The organism is Pantoea sp. BRR-3P, from assembly GCF_039621635.1.
In the GTDB taxonomy this organism is placed as follows: Bacteria; Pseudomonadota; Gammaproteobacteria; order Enterobacterales; family Enterobacteriaceae; genus Pantoea; species Pantoea floridensis.
The window spans coordinates 477615-498558 of the sequence record NZ_CP155066.1 but is presented as its reverse complement, the minus strand read 5'-3'; the positions used below and the strand labels follow the sequence as shown (position 1 = coordinate 498558).

19 protein-coding genes are annotated in these 20944 nt (G+C 56.2%); 5 read left to right on the top strand and 14 right to left on the bottom strand.

The window, feature by feature from the left end; genetic code table 11:
* Window positions 1–248 precede the first annotated feature (248 nt).
* Window positions 249–1907, top strand: a complete 1659-nt coding sequence (treF, locus tag AAGR08_RS02370) for an alpha,alpha-trehalase TreF (RefSeq protein ID WP_176519208.1) — start codon at window positions 249–251, stop codon at window positions 1905–1907.
* Window positions 1908–2188: 281 nt separating this feature from the next.
* On the opposite strand, the gene AAGR08_RS02365 is transcribed toward treF, so the two are convergent.
* Window positions 2189–3007, bottom strand: coding sequence for an alpha/beta hydrolase (locus tag AAGR08_RS02365; protein ID WP_345828347.1), 819 nt, complete (start codon window positions 3005–3007; stop codon window positions 2189–2191).
* A gap of 134 nt (window positions 3008–3141) precedes the next feature.
* Complete coding sequence (locus AAGR08_RS02360; RefSeq protein ID WP_097096067.1) at window positions 3142–4089, bottom strand: sensor domain-containing diguanylate cyclase; 948 nt, start codon at window positions 4087–4089, stop codon at window positions 3142–3144.
* Window positions 4090–4466: 377 nt separating this feature from the next.
* On the opposite strand from AAGR08_RS02360, the gene AAGR08_RS02355 reads away from it, so the two are divergent.
* The 4 genes from AAGR08_RS02355 to AAGR08_RS02340 all read left to right on the top strand — a co-directional run bounded on the left by AAGR08_RS02355 (window position 4467) and on the right by AAGR08_RS02340 (window position 10292).
* The gene (locus AAGR08_RS02355) at window positions 4467–7718 is read left to right on the top strand and encodes a transporter substrate-binding domain-containing protein (protein WP_345828345.1); all 3252 of its coding nucleotides are present in this window, start codon (window positions 4467–4469) and stop codon (window positions 7716–7718) included.
* Entirely contained in the window at window positions 7715–8416 is a 702-nt protein-coding gene (locus AAGR08_RS02350; RefSeq protein ID WP_097096065.1) for a response regulator transcription factor, read from the top strand. The genes AAGR08_RS02355 and AAGR08_RS02350 overlap by 4 nt, the downstream gene beginning before the upstream one ends.
* Before the next feature lie 130 nt (window positions 8417–8546).
* The gene (uxuA, locus tag AAGR08_RS02345; protein ID WP_345828344.1) at window positions 8547–9611 is read left to right on the top strand and encodes a mannonate dehydratase; all 1065 of its coding nucleotides are present in this window, start codon (window positions 8547–8549) and stop codon (window positions 9609–9611) included.
* Window positions 9612–9869: 258 nt separating this feature from the next.
* A complete protein-coding gene (locus tag AAGR08_RS02340) occupies window positions 9870–10292 on the top strand; it encodes an ester cyclase (protein WP_345828342.1) in 423 nt (140 codons plus the stop codon).
* On the opposite strand, the gene AAGR08_RS02335 is transcribed toward AAGR08_RS02340, so the two are convergent.
* The 12 genes from AAGR08_RS02335 to AAGR08_RS02280 form a co-directional block, all read right to left on the bottom strand.
* Window positions 10289–10711: a MarR family transcriptional regulator gene (locus AAGR08_RS02335; RefSeq protein WP_345828340.1), complete on the bottom strand. Its 423-nt coding sequence runs from the start codon at window positions 10709–10711 to the stop codon at window positions 10289–10291. The two genes, AAGR08_RS02340 and AAGR08_RS02335, sit on opposite strands and share 4 nt — an antisense overlap.
* A 44-nt stretch (window positions 10712–10755) precedes the next feature.
* On the bottom strand, window positions 10756–12018 hold the full coding sequence (fabF, locus tag AAGR08_RS02330) for a beta-ketoacyl-ACP synthase II (protein WP_345828338.1): 1263 nt from the start codon (window positions 12016–12018) through the stop codon (window positions 10756–10758).
* Between the two features lie 10 nt (window positions 12019–12028).
* Window positions 12029–13585 carry a DHA2 family efflux MFS transporter permease subunit gene (locus tag AAGR08_RS02325; RefSeq protein WP_345828336.1) on the bottom strand — a complete coding sequence of 519 codons (1557 nt, stop codon included), beginning with the start codon at window positions 13583–13585 and terminating at the stop codon, window positions 12029–12031.
* The gene (locus AAGR08_RS02320; RefSeq protein ID WP_097096060.1) at window positions 13582–14622 is read right to left on the bottom strand and encodes an HlyD family secretion protein; all 1041 of its coding nucleotides are present in this window, start codon (window positions 14620–14622) and stop codon (window positions 13582–13584) included. Before AAGR08_RS02320 ends, AAGR08_RS02325 begins: the two co-directional genes overlap by 4 nt.
* Window positions 14619–15164 carry a helix-turn-helix domain-containing protein gene (locus tag AAGR08_RS02315; protein WP_345828333.1) on the bottom strand — a complete coding sequence of 182 codons (546 nt, stop codon included), beginning with the start codon at window positions 15162–15164 and terminating at the stop codon, window positions 14619–14621. Before AAGR08_RS02315 ends, AAGR08_RS02320 begins: the two co-directional genes overlap by 4 nt.
* 173 nt (window positions 15165–15337) lie before the next feature.
* Complete coding sequence (locus tag AAGR08_RS02310) at window positions 15338–16030, bottom strand: amino acid ABC transporter permease (protein WP_097096058.1); 693 nt, start codon at window positions 16028–16030, stop codon at window positions 15338–15340.
* 15 nt (window positions 16031–16045) lie between these two features.
* Window positions 16046–16732 carry an amino acid ABC transporter permease gene (locus AAGR08_RS02305; protein WP_320204511.1) on the bottom strand — a complete coding sequence of 229 codons (687 nt, stop codon included), beginning with the start codon at window positions 16730–16732 and terminating at the stop codon, window positions 16046–16048.
* An 87-nt stretch (window positions 16733–16819) separates the two neighbouring features.
* Window positions 16820–17635, bottom strand: coding sequence for a transporter substrate-binding domain-containing protein (locus AAGR08_RS02300; protein ID WP_345828330.1), 816 nt, complete (start codon window positions 17633–17635; stop codon window positions 16820–16822).
* 20 nt (window positions 17636–17655) lie between these two features.
* Window positions 17656–18393, bottom strand: a complete 738-nt coding sequence (locus tag AAGR08_RS02295; protein ID WP_345828328.1) for an amino acid ABC transporter ATP-binding protein — start codon at window positions 18391–18393, stop codon at window positions 17656–17658.
* Between the two features lie 10 nt (window positions 18394–18403).
* Window positions 18404–18970, bottom strand: coding sequence for a peroxidase-related enzyme (locus tag AAGR08_RS02290; protein ID WP_179452163.1), 567 nt, complete (start codon window positions 18968–18970; stop codon window positions 18404–18406).
* Window positions 18967–19449 (bottom strand): hypothetical protein, encoded by a 483-nt coding sequence (locus AAGR08_RS02285; RefSeq protein ID WP_345828324.1) that lies wholly within the window; start codon window positions 19447–19449, stop codon window positions 18967–18969. The genes AAGR08_RS02290 and AAGR08_RS02285 overlap by 4 nt, the downstream gene beginning before the upstream one ends.
* The gene (locus tag AAGR08_RS02280) at window positions 19446–20900 is read right to left on the bottom strand and encodes an NAD(P)/FAD-dependent oxidoreductase (protein WP_345828322.1); all 1455 of its coding nucleotides are present in this window, start codon (window positions 20898–20900) and stop codon (window positions 19446–19448) included. Before AAGR08_RS02280 ends, AAGR08_RS02285 begins: the two co-directional genes overlap by 4 nt.
* Window positions 20901–20944: the final 44 nt, after the last annotated feature.

The following is a 20944-nucleotide window of genomic DNA, read 5'->3' as shown; positions in this document are numbered from 1 at the left end:
CTCTTTTTTAGTCTTATTTTAGCGATTTTCTTAATTACAGATAATTCTGTGCAGCTATTTAAACATCCATCTCAAGCACTGCTTTCATTTCCTGAAATATAGCCCGTTGTAATCGCTCAAAATTCATAAAAACAGGCGATCCATCGACATGATTTATTACGTTCATAGATAAATCGCATTGTTGTTTAGCCCTCTCAAACCTCTATAATTTGTCCTTTACGCATTCAAGACTTTACCAGGAGGCTGCTATTAATACTAACCAACAGCAATATAACGCTTTCGAGGATCGACGCGCAGATGCTGAACTGGAGTATCAATATAATCCTCATGAATTTGTTCGTGAAGGTGTGCAAGATTCGGAGCCAGAACCCGAGCTGATCGAAGGTCTGCCCGCGCCGGATGCGCTGACGCCTGCCGATCGCTACATGGAGCTGTTTGAGCAGGTGCAAACCTCGCACATATTTGCCGACAGCAAAACGTTTCCAGACTGCGCACCCAAATTCGATCCGCTGGATATTTTAATTCGCTTCCGTCGCCGTAAACGCGCAGCGGATTTTGATCTTGAAAGTTTTGTGCACGAACATTTTTATTCACCGCAGGTGAATGAGAGCTTTTATGTTTCTAATCCGGATAAAACCTTAACGGAACATATTGACGATCTGTGGCCCGTGTTAACCAAAATGCCACAGCAGCATTTAGCACACTCATCGTTACTGCCATTACCGAAACCTTACGTGGTGCCCGGTGGCCGTTTCGGGGAAACCTATTATTGGGACTCTTACTTCAGCATGCTGGGCCTTGCTGATGCGGGGCGCGACGATTTGCTGCGCCACATGGCGGATAACTTTGCCTGGCTGATTGATAATTACGGCCACGTGCCAAACGGCAACCGTACTTACTATCTCAGCCGCTCGCAGCCGCCGGTGTTTGCGCTGATGGTTGAGCTGTTCGAAGAAGATGGTATTCGCGGCGCGAAACGCTATCTCGATCAGCTGATGAAGGAGTACCAGTTCTGGATGGACGGCGCGGGCGAGCTGATGCCGCATCAGGCTTATCGCCATGTGGTGCGCATGCCCGACGGCTCGCTGCTAAATCGTTACTGGGACGATCGTGATACGCCGCGAGACGAGTCGTGGCTGGAAGATATCGAGACCGCGAAAAAATCGAGCCGCCCAGCGAACGAAGTTTATCGCGATCTGCGTGCCGGGGCGGCTTCGGGTTGGGATTACTCCTCACGCTGGCTGCGCGATCCGCAGCGCCTGGCGAGTATTCGCACCACACAATTTATTCCGATCGATCTCAACGCGTTCCTCTACAAACTGGAACTGATGATTTCAACGCTGTCGCATGCCAAAGGCGAAGAGCTGACGGCGCTGGCGTGGCAGAAAAAGGCCGATGGCCGCAAGCAGGCGATTCACCGTTACCTGTGGGATAACACCGCCGGGGTTTACCGTGATTACGACTGGCGCCGCGAGCGTTTCGGCGCCTTCACCGCCGCGGCGGTTGTGCCGCTGTTCCTCGGCCTCGCTTCGCCGGAACAGGCGCATTTGCAGGCGGTGGCGCTGCGTCAGTTGCTGCTCACGCAAGGTGGTTTGTTAACATCTATGGTGGAAAGCGGCGAGCAGTGGGATAAACCCAATGCCTGGGCTCCGCTGCAGTGGATGGCCGTTGTCGGTTTGAATCACTACGGTGAAGAGACGCTGGCGACGGAAATTGCCGTCAACTGGCTGAATACGGTGAATAATTTCTATTCGCTGCATCATAAGCTGGTGGAAAAATACGACATCAGTGGCGATCGCGCCCGTCCGGGTGGCGGCGGTGAGTATCCGTTGCAGGATGGCTTCGGCTGGACCAACGGTGTCACCCGCAGGCTGATGACAATGTACGGGCATTTGCTGGCGGATTAATTCGTGCGCTTTGATGCCCTCACCCTGGCCCTCTCCCACGGGGAGAGGGAATGATTAGCACGATCTGTTCCCTCTACCACGGGGAGAGGGAATGATTAGCACGATCTGTTCCCTCTACCACGGGGAGAGGGAATGATTAGCACGATCTGTTCCCTCTTCCACGGGGAGAGGGAATGATTAGCACGATCTGTTCCCTCTCCCACGGGGAGAGGGAGTGATTAGCACGATCTGTTCCCTCTCCCGCTTGCGGGAGAGGGTTAGGGTGAGGGAAAAATCACGTCTTACTTCTGCAAAAACGCCAGCAGATCCGCATTCAACCGATCCTGATGCGTCACCGCAAAACCATGTGGACCATTCTCGTAAACCTTAAGCTCCGATCCTTTAATCATCTCATGGACCAGTTTGCCGGTGGCTTCGAACGGCACAACCTGGTCATTGCTGCCGTGAATCACCAGCGTCGGCACATCCACTTTGGCAATATCTGCGCGGAAATCGGTCTCAGAAAACGCCGTCACGCAATCGATGGTGCCTTTCAGCGATGCCAGTAGCGCAATGTTGAGAGTTTGCGTCAGCACGCCGTCAGAAACCGTTTGCCCCGCGTTAATGCCGTAGAACGGCGTCGCGAACTCTTTGATAAATTGCGCACGATCTTTGCGTAAGCCATCTTTAATGCCGTCAAATACCGATTGCTCAACGCCTTCTGGATGGTCGGCCGTTTTGCCAAAGATCGGTGTCACCGCCCCCAACAGCACTAAACTTTTCACCTTCGCCGTGCCGTAGCGGCCGATATAGCGTGATACATCGCCACCGCCCATTGAAAAGCCCACCAGCGTCACATCATCTAACTGCAGATGTTCAATCAGGCCGTGAATATCATCGGCAAAGGTATCGTAGTTATACCCTTCCCACGGTTGATCGGAGCGACCGAAGCCGCGACGGTCAAAAGCAATCACGCGATAGCCACGTTCGGCGAGAAAATTTAGCTGGCTGTCCCACATATCAGCATCCAGCGGCCAGCCGTGACTAAACAGCACCGGCTGGCCCTTACCCCAATCTTTAAAATAAAGATTAACGCCATCTTTCGTCTTAAATGAACTCATTCGTTTGCTCCGTTAGTGAGTGATGTCGTGTGTCTGCCAATCAAACTACATCGAACGACGGGCGGTTTACTGTAAGCAAGTTTAGGCGCCGTGGCGGCGGATGGGAGAGAGGTGGGCGTTTTTTTTCGGCAGCGTTAACCCGCTAAGCCAAATCCTTGCTTGCCGTTTTTCTTAATCTGATACATCGCTTCGTCGGCGCGGGTTAGCGCATCCTCAAAACGGTCGAGCTCCTGCACCTGGGCGATGCCTATTGATGCGCCAATTTGTGCATGCCCGTTATCAACATCAAACGGCAGTAGCGCGGCATCCAGCACCGCCTGCAGCATAATGCGCACTTTGGGATAATCGATAAGGAAAGGGATCAGTAGCACAAATTCATCGCCGCCCAGGCGTCCAATCACCACGTTGGGCAGCACCACGGCGCTGATGCGCTGGCTGAGCTGAATTAACACCTCATCGCCGCTGCGATGACCCAGCGTATCGTTGACGTGCTTAAAATTATCCAGATCGACAAACGCCACGCATAGCGGCCCCTTTGCTTTCATCTGATTAAAATGGCTGGGCAGCGCATGGCGATTGGTAAGGCCCGTAAGCGGATCGTGATGCGCCAGCGAGGAGAGCTGCGCTTCGTACTCTTTCTCTTTGGTCATATCAATGTGCGTACCGGTCACCTTGATAGGATTACCTTGATCATCCCATTCGGTCACGCGCCCGCGATCCAGCACCCACTTGATGTTGTCGTTCTTACCGAGCATGCGATGCAGCGCTTCGTAGTAAGGCGCGCGCCCCTCAATATGATCGTAAAAGGCTTTCAGCACGTCGTCGGCATCGTCGGGATGCAGGCATTCACGCCACACATCAAACTGGGCTTTGGTTTCTTTTGGCTGAAAACCGAGCATGGCGCCCCAGCGGCGGTTGAAAATCACTAACTTACCGCTCGGAATATCCAGCTGCCACAAGCAGAGCCCGGTACCATCCAGCGCAGCACTTAACTTATTACGCGCGTCATGCGCTATACGCTTTAAGCGCGCATTGTGCTTTTTCAGGATCTGGATCTGCTGACGCAGCGCTTCTTCTGACATGGTTGGCTGAAGGCGAGGAAATAAGCGCTATTTTGCCTGCCAGGAAGTTTCTGTAAATAAAACAAATGAAAAGCCGATTAGTAGCGGTAAATTGCAGCAACCTCAGGAGTAACGTCGAGTGTAACCGGTAAAAACAGCGAACTTCACTAATTTAAGCGCCAGCTTTTAGTAAAATTCACTCACGTTCTCTGCCCGCCAATGGCGATTCGATAGCCCCATTCAGCCGTCATTTACCAGAATTTTCTCAGCTGCCATTTAATTCCTGCTTAACAGCGTGCCGCTGTGAGATGTCATTGGGCGCGTCAAGATTGCGCCAGAAAGTTGCACCGCCACGCTGGCAGTGCATGACGCCGTTAGCGAAAAGGAAGAGATGAGTCGTGGTAATACGTATTCTAAGCATGATCGTTCTGTGGAGCCTCTGTCTCTCAGCCTGGAGCGCTGCCCCATTAACTTTCACGCCACGTTACGGACTCGTCTCTCCTGAAGTGTCGCTGAGCCCATCGAGCCAACGCTGGCTGTCGCGTCATCCCGTACTGCGCGTTGGCGTATGGAACAATGCCATTCCGCCCTATATGGTTGAATTTGAAAAAGGAACTTACGAAGGCTTATCGGCTGACTACCTGGCCATCATCGCTAAAACCATGAACCTGCCGGTGAAGATCACGTTATATGACACCCGTCAGCAAATGGTGGATGCGCTGCGAGCCGGCGAGATTGATCTCACTCCCTATTACACCCAGGCAGCCAACCAGGACACACACCTCGAACTGAGCATCCCCTATTCGCTGGCACAGAGCGTGTTAATTAGTCGTCGTCAGGCAAAATTTGATCGGGAATTGAAAGACGCTAATTACCGACTCATGTTTTTCGGCGATACCGCCCTCAAAAACTTATTACATCAGCGTTATCCAAAGGCCTATTTAGTGCCCGCTTCACCGCATTTATGGGCGTACACCGAAACAGCATTGAGCAACAACACGGTGTTTTGGAGCAATACCGCCACGCAGCGTTACTTATCGCAACGCGGCCTGCAAAATATTATTGAGTCACACGACACGCCCTACACCAATGACGTTGATGCCCGTTTTGCCACCCGCGCTGACAATCATCCGCTTATCACCGCCATTAATGAGATTCTCGCCAATATCCCACTGCGTAACGCCGTGCAAATCGCCGAGGCCTGGGGCCTGGATTATCGCTCAGTAGTGAAAAATCATCCCCTCGATCTCAGTGATGAAGAGGCTAAATGGCTGGAGCAGCATCGCGATATCACCGTATTTTACGATCCCTCGCACCTCCCTTTTACTTTTGTCGATGCCAAACAGCGCGTGGTGGGATTGAGCGTAGAGCTGCTCAATCTCATCTCTCAACGCACGGGAATTCATTTTCAATACCAGGCGACGCATGGCTTAAACAGGATGCGTGATGCGCTGGTCAAGCAGCCTCATTCGCTATTGGCGGTGAGCGACGCGGCTTCGCAACAAAATAAACATATCCGCTATTCGCGCTCATATATCTATTCACCCTGGGTGGTCGTCACGCGAAAAGAGAGTAAATGGCACAGCCTGGATGAGATGGCAGGCAAACGCGTGGGTCTGTATGAACGCGTTTATTACCGTAACGACCTTCGTCGTAGCTGGCCGGAGGTAGATTTTGTTGAAAATGCCGTCTCGATTGATTTTCTCGGGCAGCTGCAGGATAAACAGGTAGACGGTTTTATCGTGCCTTATGAATCGGCGCAGTTTTTACTCAATAATCACTTCAATGACCGTTTCAAAGTGGCATTTGTCGCCCCATTACCGATGTTTCGCATGGCAATGGCCGCCAATGTTGCGGATAAACATCTCATTTCAATCCTGAATAAAGCGCTGTCAGATATTCCGCAGCCCACCATCCAATCGCTGATGGAACGCTGGATTAAGTACACGCCGCCCGCCACCAGCACCTCATGGCAGAGCTATCGCAGTTATATGCTGCGTTTCGGCATAGGCGCCGGCCTGTTTTTGCTGTTCTTCCTGTGGCGTAACCATCTGTTGAAATCCTCACTCGCGAAGCAACGCAAGCATGAAGAGGAGATGGGCCAGCAGCTGCACTACATCGAAACGCTGCTGGAGGATGTGCACAAAGCCAAGCGGGCAGCTTTACGTTCCAGCGAGGCGAAAAGTACCTTCCTCTCCCACATGAGCCACGAAATCCGCACGCCGCTGGCGGCGCTGATTGGCCTGCTGGAAATCGAGCATTTGGGGCAGAGCGATCAGCAGCAGCGGCAGAAGAATATCGATCTGGCGTGGCAATCCTCGCGTTCACTGCTTTCGCTGGTAGGCGACATCCTTGATCTGGCGAAAATCGAATCCGGCCATTTCAGCATTCGCCCGATGACGATGTCGCTCAGCGATGTGATTCACGACACCGAAGCGCTATTCCACCAGGTGGCACTCAATAAAGGCATAGCGCTGAATGTGATACTCGAAATTGACCAGGATTGTGTGATGTTTGATCCGGTCGCTTTAAAGCAAATCTTGTCGAATCTGGTGAGTAATGCCATCAAATTCACCACCAGCGGCGCAGTTGAAGTCGTACTGTATCAAGCGGATACCAGTAAACCCGACTATGTGCTGGAAGTGTGTGACAGCGGCTCGGGTTTAACGCCCGAACAGCAGCAGGCCATTTTCGATCCCTTTATTCAGGTTGATCAAGGCACTAACCGCGTCAGCGGTACCGGACTTGGGCTCAATATTTGCCGCCGTCTGGCGGCGATGCTGGAAGCGGAGCTGCACGTTGAGAGTGAGCCTGGAGTAGGCAGCGTATTTATGCTGCGCTTCAGCGCTCAGCCCAGCACGCTGTTTGAAGCAGAGGTTGAGCCTGAGCAGGTAGATGACATTGCCCACGTATCACTGCGCATGCTGATTGTTGATGATAACGCCACCAACCAGCTGCTGTTGGCACAGCAGCTGCGTTACGCCGGGCATCACGTTTTAGTCGCGGATGGCGGTGAAGCGGCGCTGACATTATGGCGTGAGCATGAAATCGATCGCGTAATCACCGACTGCAACATGCCCGGCATGGACGGCTTCGAGTTTACCCGTCAGCTCCGTATAGAAGAGAAGCGCCTTAATCGCCGCATCGTCCCCATTTATGGCCTCACGGCCATGGCGGAAGAGCGCGTTGCCCAGCTCGCCATTCAGGCGGGGATGAATGGTTGCCTGTTTAAACCGCTGGAAAGCACGCAGCTGCTGAAAGTGGTGACGGGAGCACCACCGACTCATTCACGCCCTGACACATTACTCACACTGGAAAACCTTGCGGCCAACGATCCGCAAGCCTGGCACGATTTGGTGACCACCGCCCAGCAGCAGAACGCGCGCGATCTTGCGCAGCTAAAGCTGGCGACGGAAGAAGCGAATTTTGCCAGCGCACGCCACGCCGCACACCAATTGCTCGGCAGCGCCAAGCTACTGCATGCCGAAGCGTTACAACACAGCAGCCTCGCTGCCGAGCAAGCGGCTGAGGAAGAAGATCATGCGCTGCTGCAGCAGCAGTTGCCAGCGGTTATCGCTGCCGTGGCGCAGCTGGAAGAACTGTTCCTACATACACTAGAAAAAAACCACATTGATGAGGTGAAACCATGAAAGAAACTGCGATTTGGCAGGTCGCCGTATTAGATGACCATCCGCTGATTGGCAAAGCGATTCAGTATCGCCTGGCACAGGAACCCGAGCTGGAGCTGGTGGGTACTTTTGCCCAGCGTCAGCAGCTGATGAGTTTCCTGCAGCAGAATTCGGTGGATGTGCTGGTACTCGATTACATGCTGGGCGAAGAGGATCTCGACGGCTTGCAGATGGTGAAACAGCTTCGCCTGCGCTATCCCGATTTGAAAATTCTGGTCTCCTCGTCGATGGAGAAACCGGCCATTGTCCAGCTGCTGTTAAAAGCGGGTGTACACGGTTTTATCGGTAAGAGCGAAGAGCAGGAAGTATTAGTGACTGCTATTCATCAGGTGTGCCGCAACAAGCGTTTTCTCACCTCAGAGATGTTGCTGGAGATGGATAAGTTCCAGGAAAGCGATCGGGAGATGCATGACTACTTAATGCCACGCGAACTGGGTGATGAGCTCAAACTGCTGCTGCGCGATCTCAGCCCACGCGAGATCGAAGTGATCCGCTGCTATCTTGATGGATTGAGCATCACGCAGATCGCGGTGAAATATGCGCGCAGCCGCAAAACCATCAGCGGGCAAAAGCAGACTGCGCTGCGCAAACTGGGGCTGAGATCCGATCTGGAATTATTCAAATACAAGGATCATTTCAGCGGCGTGCTGCACCATTAAGGCCGAACCTGGCGGATAAATTGTGTTCTGTGACGCGGATCAAGGCTTATTGTTGGTGCCGTGTTGTCAGCATGTTTACTAGAATGGTAGTTTATCAGTCATCACAGACACGATGACGGTGGATGACATTATGCAGCTGACAATGCGTTGGTTTGGTCCGAAAGAAGATAAAGTTTCGCTGGAATATATTCGCCAGGTGCCGGGCGTACGTGGCGTGGTTGGCGCGCTCTATGACGTGCCGGTGGGTGAAACCTGGCCTGTCGAAAAGATTAATGCGCTGGTTGAGCAGGTGCACGCCGCCGGTCTGACGGTGGAAGTGATCGAAAGCGTCAATATTCATGACGACATTAAAATCGGCCTGCCCAGCCGCGATCGCTACATTGAAAATTACCAGCAGAGCATCCGCAATCTGGCCAACGCGGGCGTTAAGGTGATCTGCTACAACTTCATGCCGGTGTTCGACTGGATGAAGACCGACATGAACTATGTTTTGCCCGACGGCTCGCTCACCATGGCTTTCGAGAAGAAAGGCATTGATAAGAGCCTTGATGAAGTGGTGCAGGAAGTGCTCGGCAATGCGAATGGTTTCGCCCTGCCCGGCTGGGAACCCGAACGTCTGGCAAAAGTGCAGGATCTGTTTGCCCAATACAAAGATGTGGATGACGCAAAACTGCGTGAAAACCTCGCCTACTTCCTCAAGGCGGTGATCCCGGTGTGTGAAGAGGTGGGCGTGAAGATGGCGATCCATCCGGACGATCCGCCGTATTCGATCTTTGGCCTGCCGCGCGTGGTGAAAAATCGCGACGATCTTGACTGGATCTGTAACGTGGTGGATTCCGAAGCTAACGGCATCACGCTTTGTACCGGATCGATTGCGGAAGATCCCAGCAATGACGTGTACGCCATTCTGGCCGAGTTCTCCCACCGCAGGCGCATTCCCTTTGCCCACGTGCGTAACATCAAAATTATTCAGGACAAAGATTTCTACGAGTGCGCGCACCCAACGGAGTACGGCTCGCTGGATATGTATAAAGTGCTGCAATCGATGTACGACAACGGCTTCGATGGCTACATCCGCTCGGATCATGGTCGCTTTATCTGGGGCGAAACCGGTCGTCCGGGCTATGGTTTGTACGATCGCGCGCTGGGTACTACCTACCTGCTAGGGCTGTGGGAAGCGCTGGGTAAGCGTTGAGTTTGGTGCGTTTTTTCCCCTCACCCTAACCCTCTCCCGCCCGCGGGAGAGGGAACCGATCGCGCCCCATCGAACATTATCTCACTCCCTCTCTTTCACGGTAAATGGCTCTTTCTGCTCCCTCTCCCTGTGGGAGAGGGCTGGGGTGAGGGCATCAGAATGCAGCAAACTCCGTATAAAGCACAACTTAACAAATCCCTGCTCCTCGCTTGCCGTTAAATATATACAGTTAAACTGTATATATTGCGGAGAATCACCATGTCTGAACAGAACAAAGCCGTTGTGCGTCGCTTTAACCAACAAGTGATCGCCGAGGGGGATCGTCAGGCCTTTGATCGGCTCGTCGCCGCACACTTCGTTAACCGCTCAGCACCCGCGGGCGCACCCAACGATCGCGAAAGTTTGTGGCACACCTTTGATCGGATCCTGCGCCCCGCGCTCTCCGATTTACAGGTGAATATTGAGGAGCAAATCGCCGAGCGCGATTGGGTCACTACGCGCAAAAGCATTGGCGGCGTTCACAGCGGATCGCTGATGGGCATTGCGCCCACCGGTTTAGCCGTGACGATTGCCGTGATCGATATGGTACGCATTGAAAATGGACAATACGTTGAACATTGGGGGATGAACACGCTGGCGGAGGTGATCAATCACCTGCGTAGCGCCAGCCCGTCGGTTTAAAGCAGCTTGCGCAATGCAGCCAGGCCTTTCTGCAGATCGTCACGATCGGATTGCTCAAGGCTGGCGTTAATGCGCGCCGCAATCCACTCCGTGCGCTGTTCGCGTGCCGTGACCAGGTGTGCGCGTGCGCAATCGCTCAACACAATCACCTGCGCTCGCGCGTCCTGCGCGCTTTTTTGCCGCAGTACCAAACCTTGCGACTCCAGCTCGTTAATCACCAACCGCATACTTTGATGCTTCACGCCGCGCAGCCGCGCGAGCTCGGCGATGGAGAGCGACTGATGGCTTTCGAGCAAGTCTAAGGTTTCATACTGCGAGGTGCGCACGGTCGCAGTACCAACCCGCACGTTACGCACGAAGTGGCTGACAAGCTGACGGAGCTCTTCCGCCAGCTGCTGAGTTTCGGATTTCGGAGTCAAAGGGGGCCATTCCTGCACGCTATCGTTGCCCCATTATAGGAAATCTATCGCCAGGCTTTAAACAACAAACTGGCATTAACCCCACCGAAGCCAAACCCATTCGATAGCGCATAGGTCATCGCCGTTGGCTGCGCGGTGAGCGCCACCAGATTGAGCCCGGCCGCCGCCTCATCCGGATGTTGCAGGTTCAGCGTGGGCGGCGCAATCTGGTCGCGTAGCGCCAGAATGGAGAAGATCGCCTCCACGCCACCCGCCGCTCCCAGCAGATGTCCGGTAGCGGATTTGGTTGAGGTGATCGCCACTTTGCTTCCCGCGAAGAGCGAACGGATTGCCGCCAGCTCGCCTTTATCGCCCACCGGCGTCGAGGTGGCATGCGCATTAATGTGCTGTACCTCCGCAGCCGCAATGCCCGCCTGCGCCAGCGCAGTTTCCATCGCCCGGCGCGCGCCTTCACCATTTTCCGGGCCGGCGGTGAGATGATAAGCATCGGCGCTGGTGCCGTAGCCCACCAGCTCGGCCAGCGGCGTAGCGCCGCGCGCCTGCGCATGCTCCAGCGATTCAATCACCAGTAACCCGGCGCCCTCGCCCATCACAAAGCCATCGCGGTCGCGATCGAACGGACGCGAAGCCTGCTGCGGACGATCGTTAAAGCCGCCCGACATCGCCTTTGCGGCGGCAAAACCGGCCAGGCTGACGCGATGAATCGCCGCTTCGGTACCGCCACACAGCGCAATATCCGCCTCGCCGCTGCGAATCAGTCGCGCCGCATCGCCAATCGCCTGCGCCCCCGCCGCACAGGCGGTCACCGGGGCACCAATCGGTCCGCGAAAACCGTGCGCAATCGAGACGTGTCCCGCCGCCAGGTTGGCGAGAAACGAAGGAATGGTGAACGGCGACAGACGGCGAGGTCCACGCGCTGCGGTGGTTTCTACCGCGTTGGCGATTTCGTTAAAGCCGCCGATGCCGGTGGCGATCACCGTGGCAGTACGCTGCTGCTGTGCCACATCCTGCGGCGACCAGTTGGCCTGCGCCAGCGCTTCTTGGGCAGCCACCAGCGCGAACTCGATAAAGCGATCCATCTTCTTGCGATCTTTGGCGGCGATAATGCCGTCGGGGTTAAAACCGTGCTGCGCATCCTGCTCTGGCGTCGGCACCTGGCCCGCTACTTTACAGGCGATATCCTGCACCATCTCCGGCGGCAGCGCGCTGATGCCGGATTTTCCCGCCAGCAGCGACTGCCACACCGCCTCCGTGCCGCAACCCAGTGGCGAGACCAGCCCCATGCCAGTAATAACAATACGTTTCATTGATAACTCCTTAAGCCGCGGGCTTTTTCATAAAAGGAACCAGCAGCGCGGCGATACAAAATCCGACCATAATCAGCCAGAATGCGTCTGAAAATGCCTGCGTGCGCGCCTCGCGAAGCGTCAACTGCGCCAGCGATTGCAGCGCCGCAGTGTGCGCCGCATCCGAACTCAGGCCGCTGCCGATGAGCGCCAGCGTGCGTGATTGCAGATAGTCACCCAACGTCAGGCTGGCAGAGTTGAGATGGTCAGCCAGACGGCTGAAGTGCAGATTGGTACGATCGTTGAGCACCGTGCCACACAGCGCGATACCGATAGCGCCACCGAGGTTGCGCATCAGATTAAACAGCCCTGAAGCTAATTTTAGTCGCGCCGGGGGCAGGCTACCCAAAGTCAGCGTTACCGTAGGCGCCACGGCAAACTGCTGCGCCATGCCGCGAAACGCCTGCGGAAACAGCAGCTCTTTGGCGCCCCAGTCGTGGGTGATCGGCACAAAAAAGTACATCGACACGCCAAAACTCATCAGGCCAAACGCCAGCAGAATGCGCAGATCGACGCGATTCGCCAGCCAGGCATACAGTGGGATCGACAGGATCTGAAAAATACCGGTAGAGAAGATCGCCATCCCGATCTCCAGCGCGCTGTACCCTCGCACTTGGCTGAGAAACAGCGGCGTGAGATAAATGGTGGCGAAGATGCCGACACCGGCCATAAATGAGAAGTAACAGCCGAGGCTAAAACCAGGATCTTTCAGCGCGCGTAAATCCATGATGGGTCTGGCGTGATGCAGCGTACGAACAATAAAAAACACGCCGCACACCAGTGCGATCCAACCGGTGGTGGCGATGGTGCTATCGTCAAACCAGCCCCAGCGCGGCCCCTCTTCCAGCGTGTATTCCAGACAGCCGAGCGACGCCGCTAGCAGCACAATGCTGAAGTAATCGGCGCCACGCAGCAGTTCACGATTCGGCGCGTCGATTTTCACCAGCAGCGGCACGGCAACAGTAATGTAAATGCCGGGAATGATGTTGATGAAAAACAGCCAGTGCCAGCTGTAGTTGTCGGTAATCCAGCCGCCCACCGTCGGCCCTAGCGTCGGCGCCAGGGAGGCCAGCGCGCCCACCGTGGCCGCCGCAATCACCCGCTGCTTGCCCTGAAAAAAGGCAAACGCGGAAGTGAACACCAGCGGAATCATCGAGCCGCCGGCTAATCCCTGCAGCGCGCGGAAGGCAATCATGCTTTGAATGTTCCATGGCCAACCGCACAGCAGACTCATGATGGTGAATCCGCAGGCCGAAGCGGCAAACAGCCAGCGCGTTGACATCACGCTCGCCAGCCAGCCGGAGAGCGGAATGATGATGATCTCCGCGATCAGATAACTGGTCTGCACCCACACGGTTTCATCATCGCCGGCCGACAAACCGCCACCGATATCACGTAGCGACGCCGACACGATCTGGATATCCAGCAGCGCGATAAACATGCCGATGCACAGCGTGGCGAAGGCCACTATTTTCTTGCTCACCGGCATTTGCGCCGGCGCCACCAGCGGTGCGGCGACGCTGCTCATCGCGCGCTTCTCTCATCCACCGTGACCGTCACCGACAAGCCGGGACGCAGCAGGCCGAGCGCCGCATCATCGCCCTCCAGCATGATGCGCACCGGCACGCGCTGGACAATTTTGGTGAAGTTGCCGGTAGCATTTTCTGCGGGCAGAATGCTGAAGCGTGAACCGGTTGCCGGGGATAAGCTGGCAACGTGGCCGCTAAAGGTGCGGCCTGGTAACACATCGGCAACGATGTGCGCCGCCTGTCCCGGCTGCATGTTCGCCAGCTGGCTCTCTTTAAAATTGGCGTCGATCCATAAGCCGTGCGACGGCACCAGCGACAGCAGCTGCGTGCCGCTGCTGACGAACGAACCGGACCACGCGCGACGGTTGCCCACCACACCCGCAAAAGGCGCACGAATTTCGGTGTACTCAAGATTGAGCTTCGCCATCGCCAGCCCGGCCTGTGCTTTGGTCAATGCCGCTTTCGCTTGCAGTTCACGCGCGTCTAACACCTGAAGCTGTCGCTCCGCCACCGTTTTATCGGCGCGGGTTTTGCTCTCTTCGGCAATCGCCTGATGGTAATCGGCCTGCGCATGATCGCGGATCTGCTGCGACACCGCCGCACTGCTGGCCAGCAGGGTGTAGCGCCGCTGATCGGAGGTGGTTTTTTGTGTCACCGCCTGCGCCGCCAGCAGCGAGGCGTGCGCACCGGCAATGGTGGCGAGCTGCAGCTGACGGGTGGCGGCGATATCACTCAGCGCCGCTTGCTGCGCGGCCACTTCACCCGAGGCCTGCTCCACCGCCGCGAGATAATCACGGTTATCCAGCTGAACCAGCAGATCGCCCTGCTTTACCTGCGCGTTATCCTGCACCGCAATGGTGTGAATGTAGCCGGAGACTTTAGCCGAGATGGCGCTGATATCCGCGCCGACGTAGGCATCATCAGTTGAAGGCATAAAGCGCGCGGTGTGCCACCAGTAATAACCGTAACCGGCCAGCGCGATACCTGCCGCCGCCAGCGCCAGCAACAGCGCAGATTTTTTGCGCGTCAGCATCATGATTGCGGCTCTGTCAGCGAAGGCGGCGCGAATTTCTGGGCGTTATCACCGGCGCGTTTTTTCTGCAGATAGTCATGGCGATAGTGCATCATCGGCACCGCCGCCGGGCCGGGTACCATCTGATATTTGTCCAGGGTAAGCGGCTCACCATTCTCGCTATCGACCAGCTGCATCTTCACCGGACGCTGCGTGGCGGTTTCTACCAGCTGTATCTGGCGTCCTTCCGGCGAGAAGTGGGTGCTGCCCCACTCTGCCAGCGCCAGAATCACGCTGCGGAAATCACGTCCGGCAGGCGTGAGGTGATATTCATAGCGCGCGGGGCTGGTGCTGTAACACACCTTCTGCAGCAGGCCATCTTCAACCAGCTCTTTCAGCCGACGCGACAAAATGTTGGGTGCCACGCCGCTGCTTTTCTGGAACTCATCGAAACGCGTGAAGCCAGCCAGCGCATCACGCATGATCAGCATGCTCCAGCCATCGCCAATACGGCCCAGGCTGCGCGCGATGGGGCACGGCATATTGTAGAGGGGTTGGTTTTTCATGATTGGGTATCCGCATCTTTCTGATGCGGGATACTGTTACAGAGTGACTTTCATTTTGCAAGTAACTTGCATAATGAAAGTTATGATAGCGATAAAAAAGGTGCGCATAAATGCGCACCCTACGTGATTGGGTATGCGGGTTTTGTAGGGTCGCCATTTATGGCGACCAGGATTTACGTCCGCACCCGCAGCGCCGCCTCAATCTTGTCGGCAATCTTGGTAACCACATATGCAATCACCATGTAGAACACCACCGCAATCAGGAAGGCTTCGAGGTAGTAGAAATTCAGCGCCGCAGTCAACTGCGCCTGAGCGAAGATATCCACCACTTCGATAGCAAACGCCAGCGACAGCGCTTTCATGATCACCATAAAGGCATTCGCCAGATCGGGGATCGCCGCCACAATAATTTGCGGAAACATCACGCGGCGGAACAGCTGGCCGCCGCTGTAGCCCAGCGATAGCGCCGCATCCGATTGGCCACTATCAAACGAATTCAGCGCGCCCTTCCACACTTCCGCCTGGAACGCCGCCACGCAGGCGCTGAGCGCGACAATGATAATCACCCAGTTCGGCAGCGAGTGCGCATTCACTTCCACGCCAAACAGTGTGGCAACAAAGTGCAGCGCCGGTGGTAAACCGTAATAGGCGAGGAAAATTACCACCACCATCGGCACGCCTTTAAAGGCAATTTTGTATGCGATCACCAACTGCCGCAGTACCGGAATGCGGCGATGCTCGACAAAGGCAAACAGCCCGCCGAGCAGCGTTGAGCAGATAAACACCGTCACCGCCATCAGCAGCGTAACCGGCACCGCATCGAGAATGCTCCAGAAGTCCGGCAGCAAAACCTCAAGATCAAACATGGTTGCTCCCCTTTATCAGACGCTGGTGAATTTAACGCGCGCAGCGGTTTTTGAGCTGTACTTCGCGTGACGTTGTTCGAAGAAACGGATAATCAACCAGGCCACGCCGCACAGCAGCGAATAGAGCACCGCCAGCACCAGATAGGTACCGAACTGATATTGGTTGTAGTCACGTTCCATAATCAGATGCGCCGTCGCCATGACATCCGCCGCACCGATGTACATCACCAATGCCACGTTATGAATCAGGTAGATAATCGCATTGCCGTAGCCCGGTAGCGCATAGTGCACCGCCTGCGGACCGACAATGCGCAGCATTTTCTGGCGAAAGCTGTAACCCATGCTGTCGGCGGCGTCATGCTGGCCGCGCTCCACGGCAAGAAACGCCGGACGCATCACTTCCGACAAATAACCGCCGTGGTAAAGACTCAGGCCAATCATCGCTGCGATATTGGCGGTGACAAAATCGCTGAAACCAAACTGCTCGGCCACCAGCGGCAGGCCATAAAAGGCGACAAACAGCTGCAGCACCACCGGCACGCTGCGCGCGTACGAGACGTACAGATCCACAACCTGGCTAATTACTGGGATGCGGCGCACGCGGAACACGGTGGCGATCAGCGCCAGGAAGAACCCGACGATCATCGCAACAAACATTATGCCGAGCGTCAGCGGCAGCGCCGAGAGCAGCTCGGGAATCATCGAAGTCAGATTCACGGTGAAACACTCCTGCTAACAATGAAGCAGCGCCCGGCTCAGCACCGGGCGCAGCGGCTTCAGGTGAATCGCTTACTTCATGTATTTAGTGACGTCTTCGCCGAACCACTTCTGCGCCAGCTTATCCAGCGTGCCGTCGGCCTTCAGCTGCTGCAGCGTTTTGTTGATGTCATCGTTCAGCGCCTGGTTTTCAGCGGAGCGGTGGATCAGCACGTAAGTGTTGTTGATTGCCACCGGCTCGCTGGCTTTGATCGCCAGCTTCTGGTTGTCGATCACCGTCTGCTCGCCGAGGTTAGAAGGCAGGATCAGCGCATCATATTTACCGCTTTGCACTTCTTTCAGGCGATCCGGATACGGCACGCCGGCGCTCGACGCCTTGATCGCCACTTTGTCGTTCGGATTTTCCTGCTGCCACTGGGTCACAAATTTGTATACGCCGCCGCCAGCAGTCACCGGCACGATGTTCTTACCGACCAGATCTTTCATGCCGTTGATGTTGCTATCGCTGCGGCTGTAGATCTTCATCAGGCTGGCGCCGATTGGCGCATCCGGGATCAGGAACTGTTTGCTGCGGGTCGGCGCTTTGTAATAACCGCCGGTCGCCATGTCATATTTACCGGTCGCCAGACCGGTTTCCTGGGCGATATCCGCCGCCCCTTCCATGACGAATTTGTACTGCGGCAGCTTAGCGTTGATGGCTTTCAGCACGTCCGGCTCGTAACCCTGCGGCTCGTGACCAATTGCGCCCCACGACAGCGGTTTCGATTCCGCCGCGGTGGCGATTTTGATGGTGCGCACGGCGTCAGCAAAGCTGTTACCGCTAATGAGCGCCAGTGCGATGATGCCAGGCACGGCCAGGCGACGTAATGTGGTTTTGATTGCAGGCATGTCGTTGATTCCTTTAATTATTAGAATACGCGTTCTGAGTTGAGGAACTGAGCAAGGCGCGGCAGGGTGGGATTATCGAACATCTCAGTCGGGCTGCCCTGCGCGGCCACCACGCCCTGATCCATAAACACGATGCGATTGGAGATGCTTTTCGCGAACTGCATCTCGTGCGTCACCAGCAGCGAGGTGATGCCGGACGACGCCACGTCTTTAATCACTTTCAGCACCTCGCCCACCAGCTCCGGATCGAGCGATGAGGTTGGCTCATCAAACAGCATCACGTCGGGACGCACCGCCAGCGCACGGGCGATGCCGGTACGCTGCAGCTGGCCACCGGAAAGCTGCGACGGATAGTGATCGAGCTTGGCGCCCAGACCGACGCGCTCCAGCTCCTGCACGGCGATATCGCGCGCTTGCTGTTTGCTTTTGCGTTGAATAACGATCAGCGGATCCATCACGTTTTCCAGCACCGTCATATTTTTGAAGACGTTGAACTGCTGGAACACCATCGCGGTGCGCAGGCGGATCGCCTGGATCGCCGCTTTGTCCGGAGTCTGATAATCCATGCGGATCTGATCGAGCTGAATAGTGCCGGACGCCGGTTTCGCCAGATAGTTAATGCAGCGCAGCAGCGTGGTTTTACCGGTGCCGCTTGGCCCGATGATCGACACCACATCGCCACGTTTTACCGATAGATCGACGCCTTTCAGGATCGGCGTGCTGCCGTAAGCGAGCTTGATATCGTTGAGTTCTAACATGCAGCAGCCCCTATTTGTTCAGGTCAGCATGGCCAAGCACATGCATCAGACGGTTGGCCCAGCCAAAAATGGCGATGGCGTGGATCAGATCGATAATCTCCTGATCGTTCATGCCGACCGCGCGCAGTGCCGCCATATCCTCGGCGCTGGCCTCTGATGGCGTGACGGACAGGCGACGGGCAAAACGGTAGATCGCCGCATCGCGCTCGCCGAGCACATCGGCACGATCGAAGTAAATCGCACTCACTACCGCATCACTTTCTGCCAGCTGCGCATGGCGGCGCGCATGCACCACCGCGCAATATTTGCAGCCGTTAACGATTGAAGCGCCCAGCGCACCGAGCTCGCGATCTGCACGATCCAGCCCGCCATCGACATACATAATGGCGTTGAACAGCACGGTACGCGCCACGTAGCTGTCGGGATCGTGCGCCAGCGTGCGCACATACTCGGAGATCTTCTTGTTCGAGGGCGTCACTTTCATCGCATCAAGCTGCGCGGGCGTGGCATCTGCCACCTCAACCGGCGCGATGTAAGGATGCCAGTGCAGCGGCTTGAGATTAACCGACGGAATCATGCAGACCTCAACAAACGTAATCCGGCCGCGACGCGCGTCTGGAAGTTAACAAAAGCGATCAGCTCTGAGAGCGCCACGATCTGTGGATTACTCAATCCTGCCTGTTCCAGCAGGCGAATGTGCTGCTCGGTGGCATTCATCGGCTGCCGGGTAACGAGATCGGTATGCCGCGCGATAGTCGCCAGCGGCTCAGCCAGATCGCTGGCACCGGCCGCCAGCGTCAGCAGCGCGTCTGATGGCTGCAACGCCGCCAGCTGCGCCTGATAATCGCGCTGCAGCTCGGCATCGCCATTCAACTTCGCCATGCGCTGCGCCAGCGCCAAACGCACATCCGGCGCTAAGCCCTGATCGTCATTAGGTGCCATTACCGATAGCCGGCACTGCTCAGCGCCATCCACAAATTCCGGGCGCAGGCGGCGTGTAGCGTACAGCGCATCTTCAGCGTTTAAGCCAACGGCGCGATCAATTGCGTCACTCACTGCGCGTTCTCCTGGTTGAGTAAGGGCGTGGAATCCACCCATTCATCACCCTGCAATTCAGGGGTGTCAAAAGCCTGTAAGTTGGCGTAATGCTGCTCGACGTCTTCAGCAAACAGCGACGCGCTGATGCCGCGCACCAGACGATCGGCACCGGCGCTCACCGCCGGAATATCGCCGGAGACTTTGCCGTGCGTCAGCATCGCCGCATCGTTGAAGCAGTGGATATGCGCAAGGCCGGGACACGCGCCTGGCGTTAGCTCGCGGAACTCAAAGGCGGGACCGAGATCCGGCGCTTCGAGCAGATTGGCACGCGGCGCGCCCATTTCTGGCTGATAACGCCCGTCGCGCCAGCTGCGGATGTGCGGTGCGATGGCGGAAAACTCTGGGCGTCCGTGGAAATCGTTGCTAAAGCCGGTGGCGGCAATCAAAAAGTCGTAGCGCAGCGCGCCCTGAGTGGTTTCGATCAGCAAACCCTCGGCCTGCTGTTTTACCGCTTTGATGCCGCAGTTGAGGAAGAAGCGTGCATTGGCATGACGTGAAACGCGCAGCGTCGAAGAACGCGGCGGTGGCGTTTGCGTGGTAGCAGTGTAATCCACAAACTTCCATTTCCACGCGTCCGGCAATTGATGCATCCCGTGCACCACGCCCTGGCTGCCGATGCCGGTCATTTTGTTAATGCGCGGCATCTGTGGGCGACGGATCAATAGATCTACTGCACCGGCACCGTTTTCCAGCGCGGTGGCGGCGTTATCCATCGACGATGCACCCGCTCCAATCACCGCAATGCGTTTGCCCTGCAGGGCCGCGAAATCAATGTCGTCGGCGGAGTGCGCCCAGAATTTGCGGTCAATGCCTTGCAGGAAGTCCGGTACGGCGAAGCCGCCGAGGCCAGAGCGTCCGGTGGCCAGCACCAAACGGCGGGTGTAAATCCGGCCGGTTTCGGCACCGCTAAGATCGAGCGCGATTAACTCACCTTCGAAAGTAATATTGGTGACGCGCACATTGTTGCGCACCGGCAGATTCAGCACCTTGCGATACCAAATCAGATAATCCATCCACTGCGCTTTGGGAATTTTATCCAGCTCCTGCCAGGCTTCTTTGCCCCACTGCGCGGTGAACCATGCGCGGAACGTCAACTGCGCCATGCCGAGTGCCGGGCCGTGTAATGTCTTTGGCGATCGCAGCGTTTCCATGCGCGCAAAGGTCACCCACGGACCTTCCAGCCCGGCGGGCGCGGCATCATAGGCCACCACGTTGCTGATGCCGGTAAGCTGCAATTTAGCCAGCGCCGCCAGGCCGCACATACCGGCACCGATCACCACCACATCACGCACCGGGGCGCCATCCTGCGTGCGCGCTGGCACCCAGGATTTTGCAGGCAGTTCAAGATATTCCAGATCCTGCTGCAGCTGAGCTTCCAGCGCGGCAAGACCGTCGGCAGCATTCGTCATACGCGTTTTCCCTGAAATAAGCGGCGGCCAGCAAACTGGCGAAA

Bases quoted from the DNA above. Each gene is read 5' to 3' on its own strand.
- AAGR08_RS02365 (WP_345828347.1), bottom strand. From the start codon at position 3,007: ATGAGTTCATTTAAGACGAAAGATGGCGTTAATCTTTATTTTAAAGAT.
- AAGR08_RS02360 (WP_097096067.1), bottom strand. From the start codon at position 4,089: ATGTCAGAAGAAGCGCTGCGTCAGCAGATCCAGATCCTGAAAAAGCAC.
- AAGR08_RS02350 (WP_097096065.1), top strand. From the start codon at position 7,715: ATGAAAGAAACTGCGATTTGGCAGGTCGCCGTATTAGATGACCATCCG.
- uxuA (WP_345828344.1), top strand. From the start codon at position 8,547: ATGCAGCTGACAATGCGTTGGTTTGGTCCGAAAGAAGATAAAGTTTCG.
- AAGR08_RS02340 (WP_345828342.1), top strand. From the start codon at position 9,870: ATGTCTGAACAGAACAAAGCCGTTGTGCGTCGCTTTAACCAACAAGTG.
- fabF (WP_345828338.1), bottom strand. From the start codon at position 12,018: ATGAAACGTATTGTTATTACTGGCATGGGGCTGGTCTCGCCACTGGGT.
- AAGR08_RS02325 (WP_345828336.1), bottom strand. From the start codon at position 13,585: ATGAGCAGCGTCGCCGCACCGCTGGTGGCGCCGGCGCAAATGCCGGTG.
- AAGR08_RS02320 (WP_097096060.1), bottom strand. From the start codon at position 14,622: ATGATGCTGACGCGCAAAAAATCTGCGCTGTTGCTGGCGCTGGCGGCG.
- AAGR08_RS02315 (WP_345828333.1), bottom strand. From the start codon at position 15,164: ATGAAAAACCAACCCCTCTACAATATGCCGTGCCCCATCGCGCGCAGC.
- AAGR08_RS02310 (WP_097096058.1), bottom strand. From the start codon at position 16,030: ATGTTTGATCTTGAGGTTTTGCTGCCGGACTTCTGGAGCATTCTCGAT.
- AAGR08_RS02305 (WP_320204511.1), bottom strand. From the start codon at position 16,732: ATGATTCCCGAGCTGCTCTCGGCGCTGCCGCTGACGCTCGGCATAATG.
- AAGR08_RS02300 (WP_345828330.1), bottom strand. From the start codon at position 17,635: ATGCCTGCAATCAAAACCACATTACGTCGCCTGGCCGTGCCTGGCATC.
- AAGR08_RS02295 (WP_345828328.1), bottom strand. From the start codon at position 18,393: ATGTTAGAACTCAACGATATCAAGCTCGCTTACGGCAGCACGCCGATC.
- AAGR08_RS02290 (WP_179452163.1), bottom strand. From the start codon at position 18,970: ATGATTCCGTCGGTTAATCTCAAGCCGCTGCACTGGCATCCTTACATC.
- AAGR08_RS02280 (WP_345828322.1), bottom strand. From the start codon at position 20,900: ATGACGAATGCTGCCGACGGTCTTGCCGCGCTGGAAGCTCAGCTGCAG.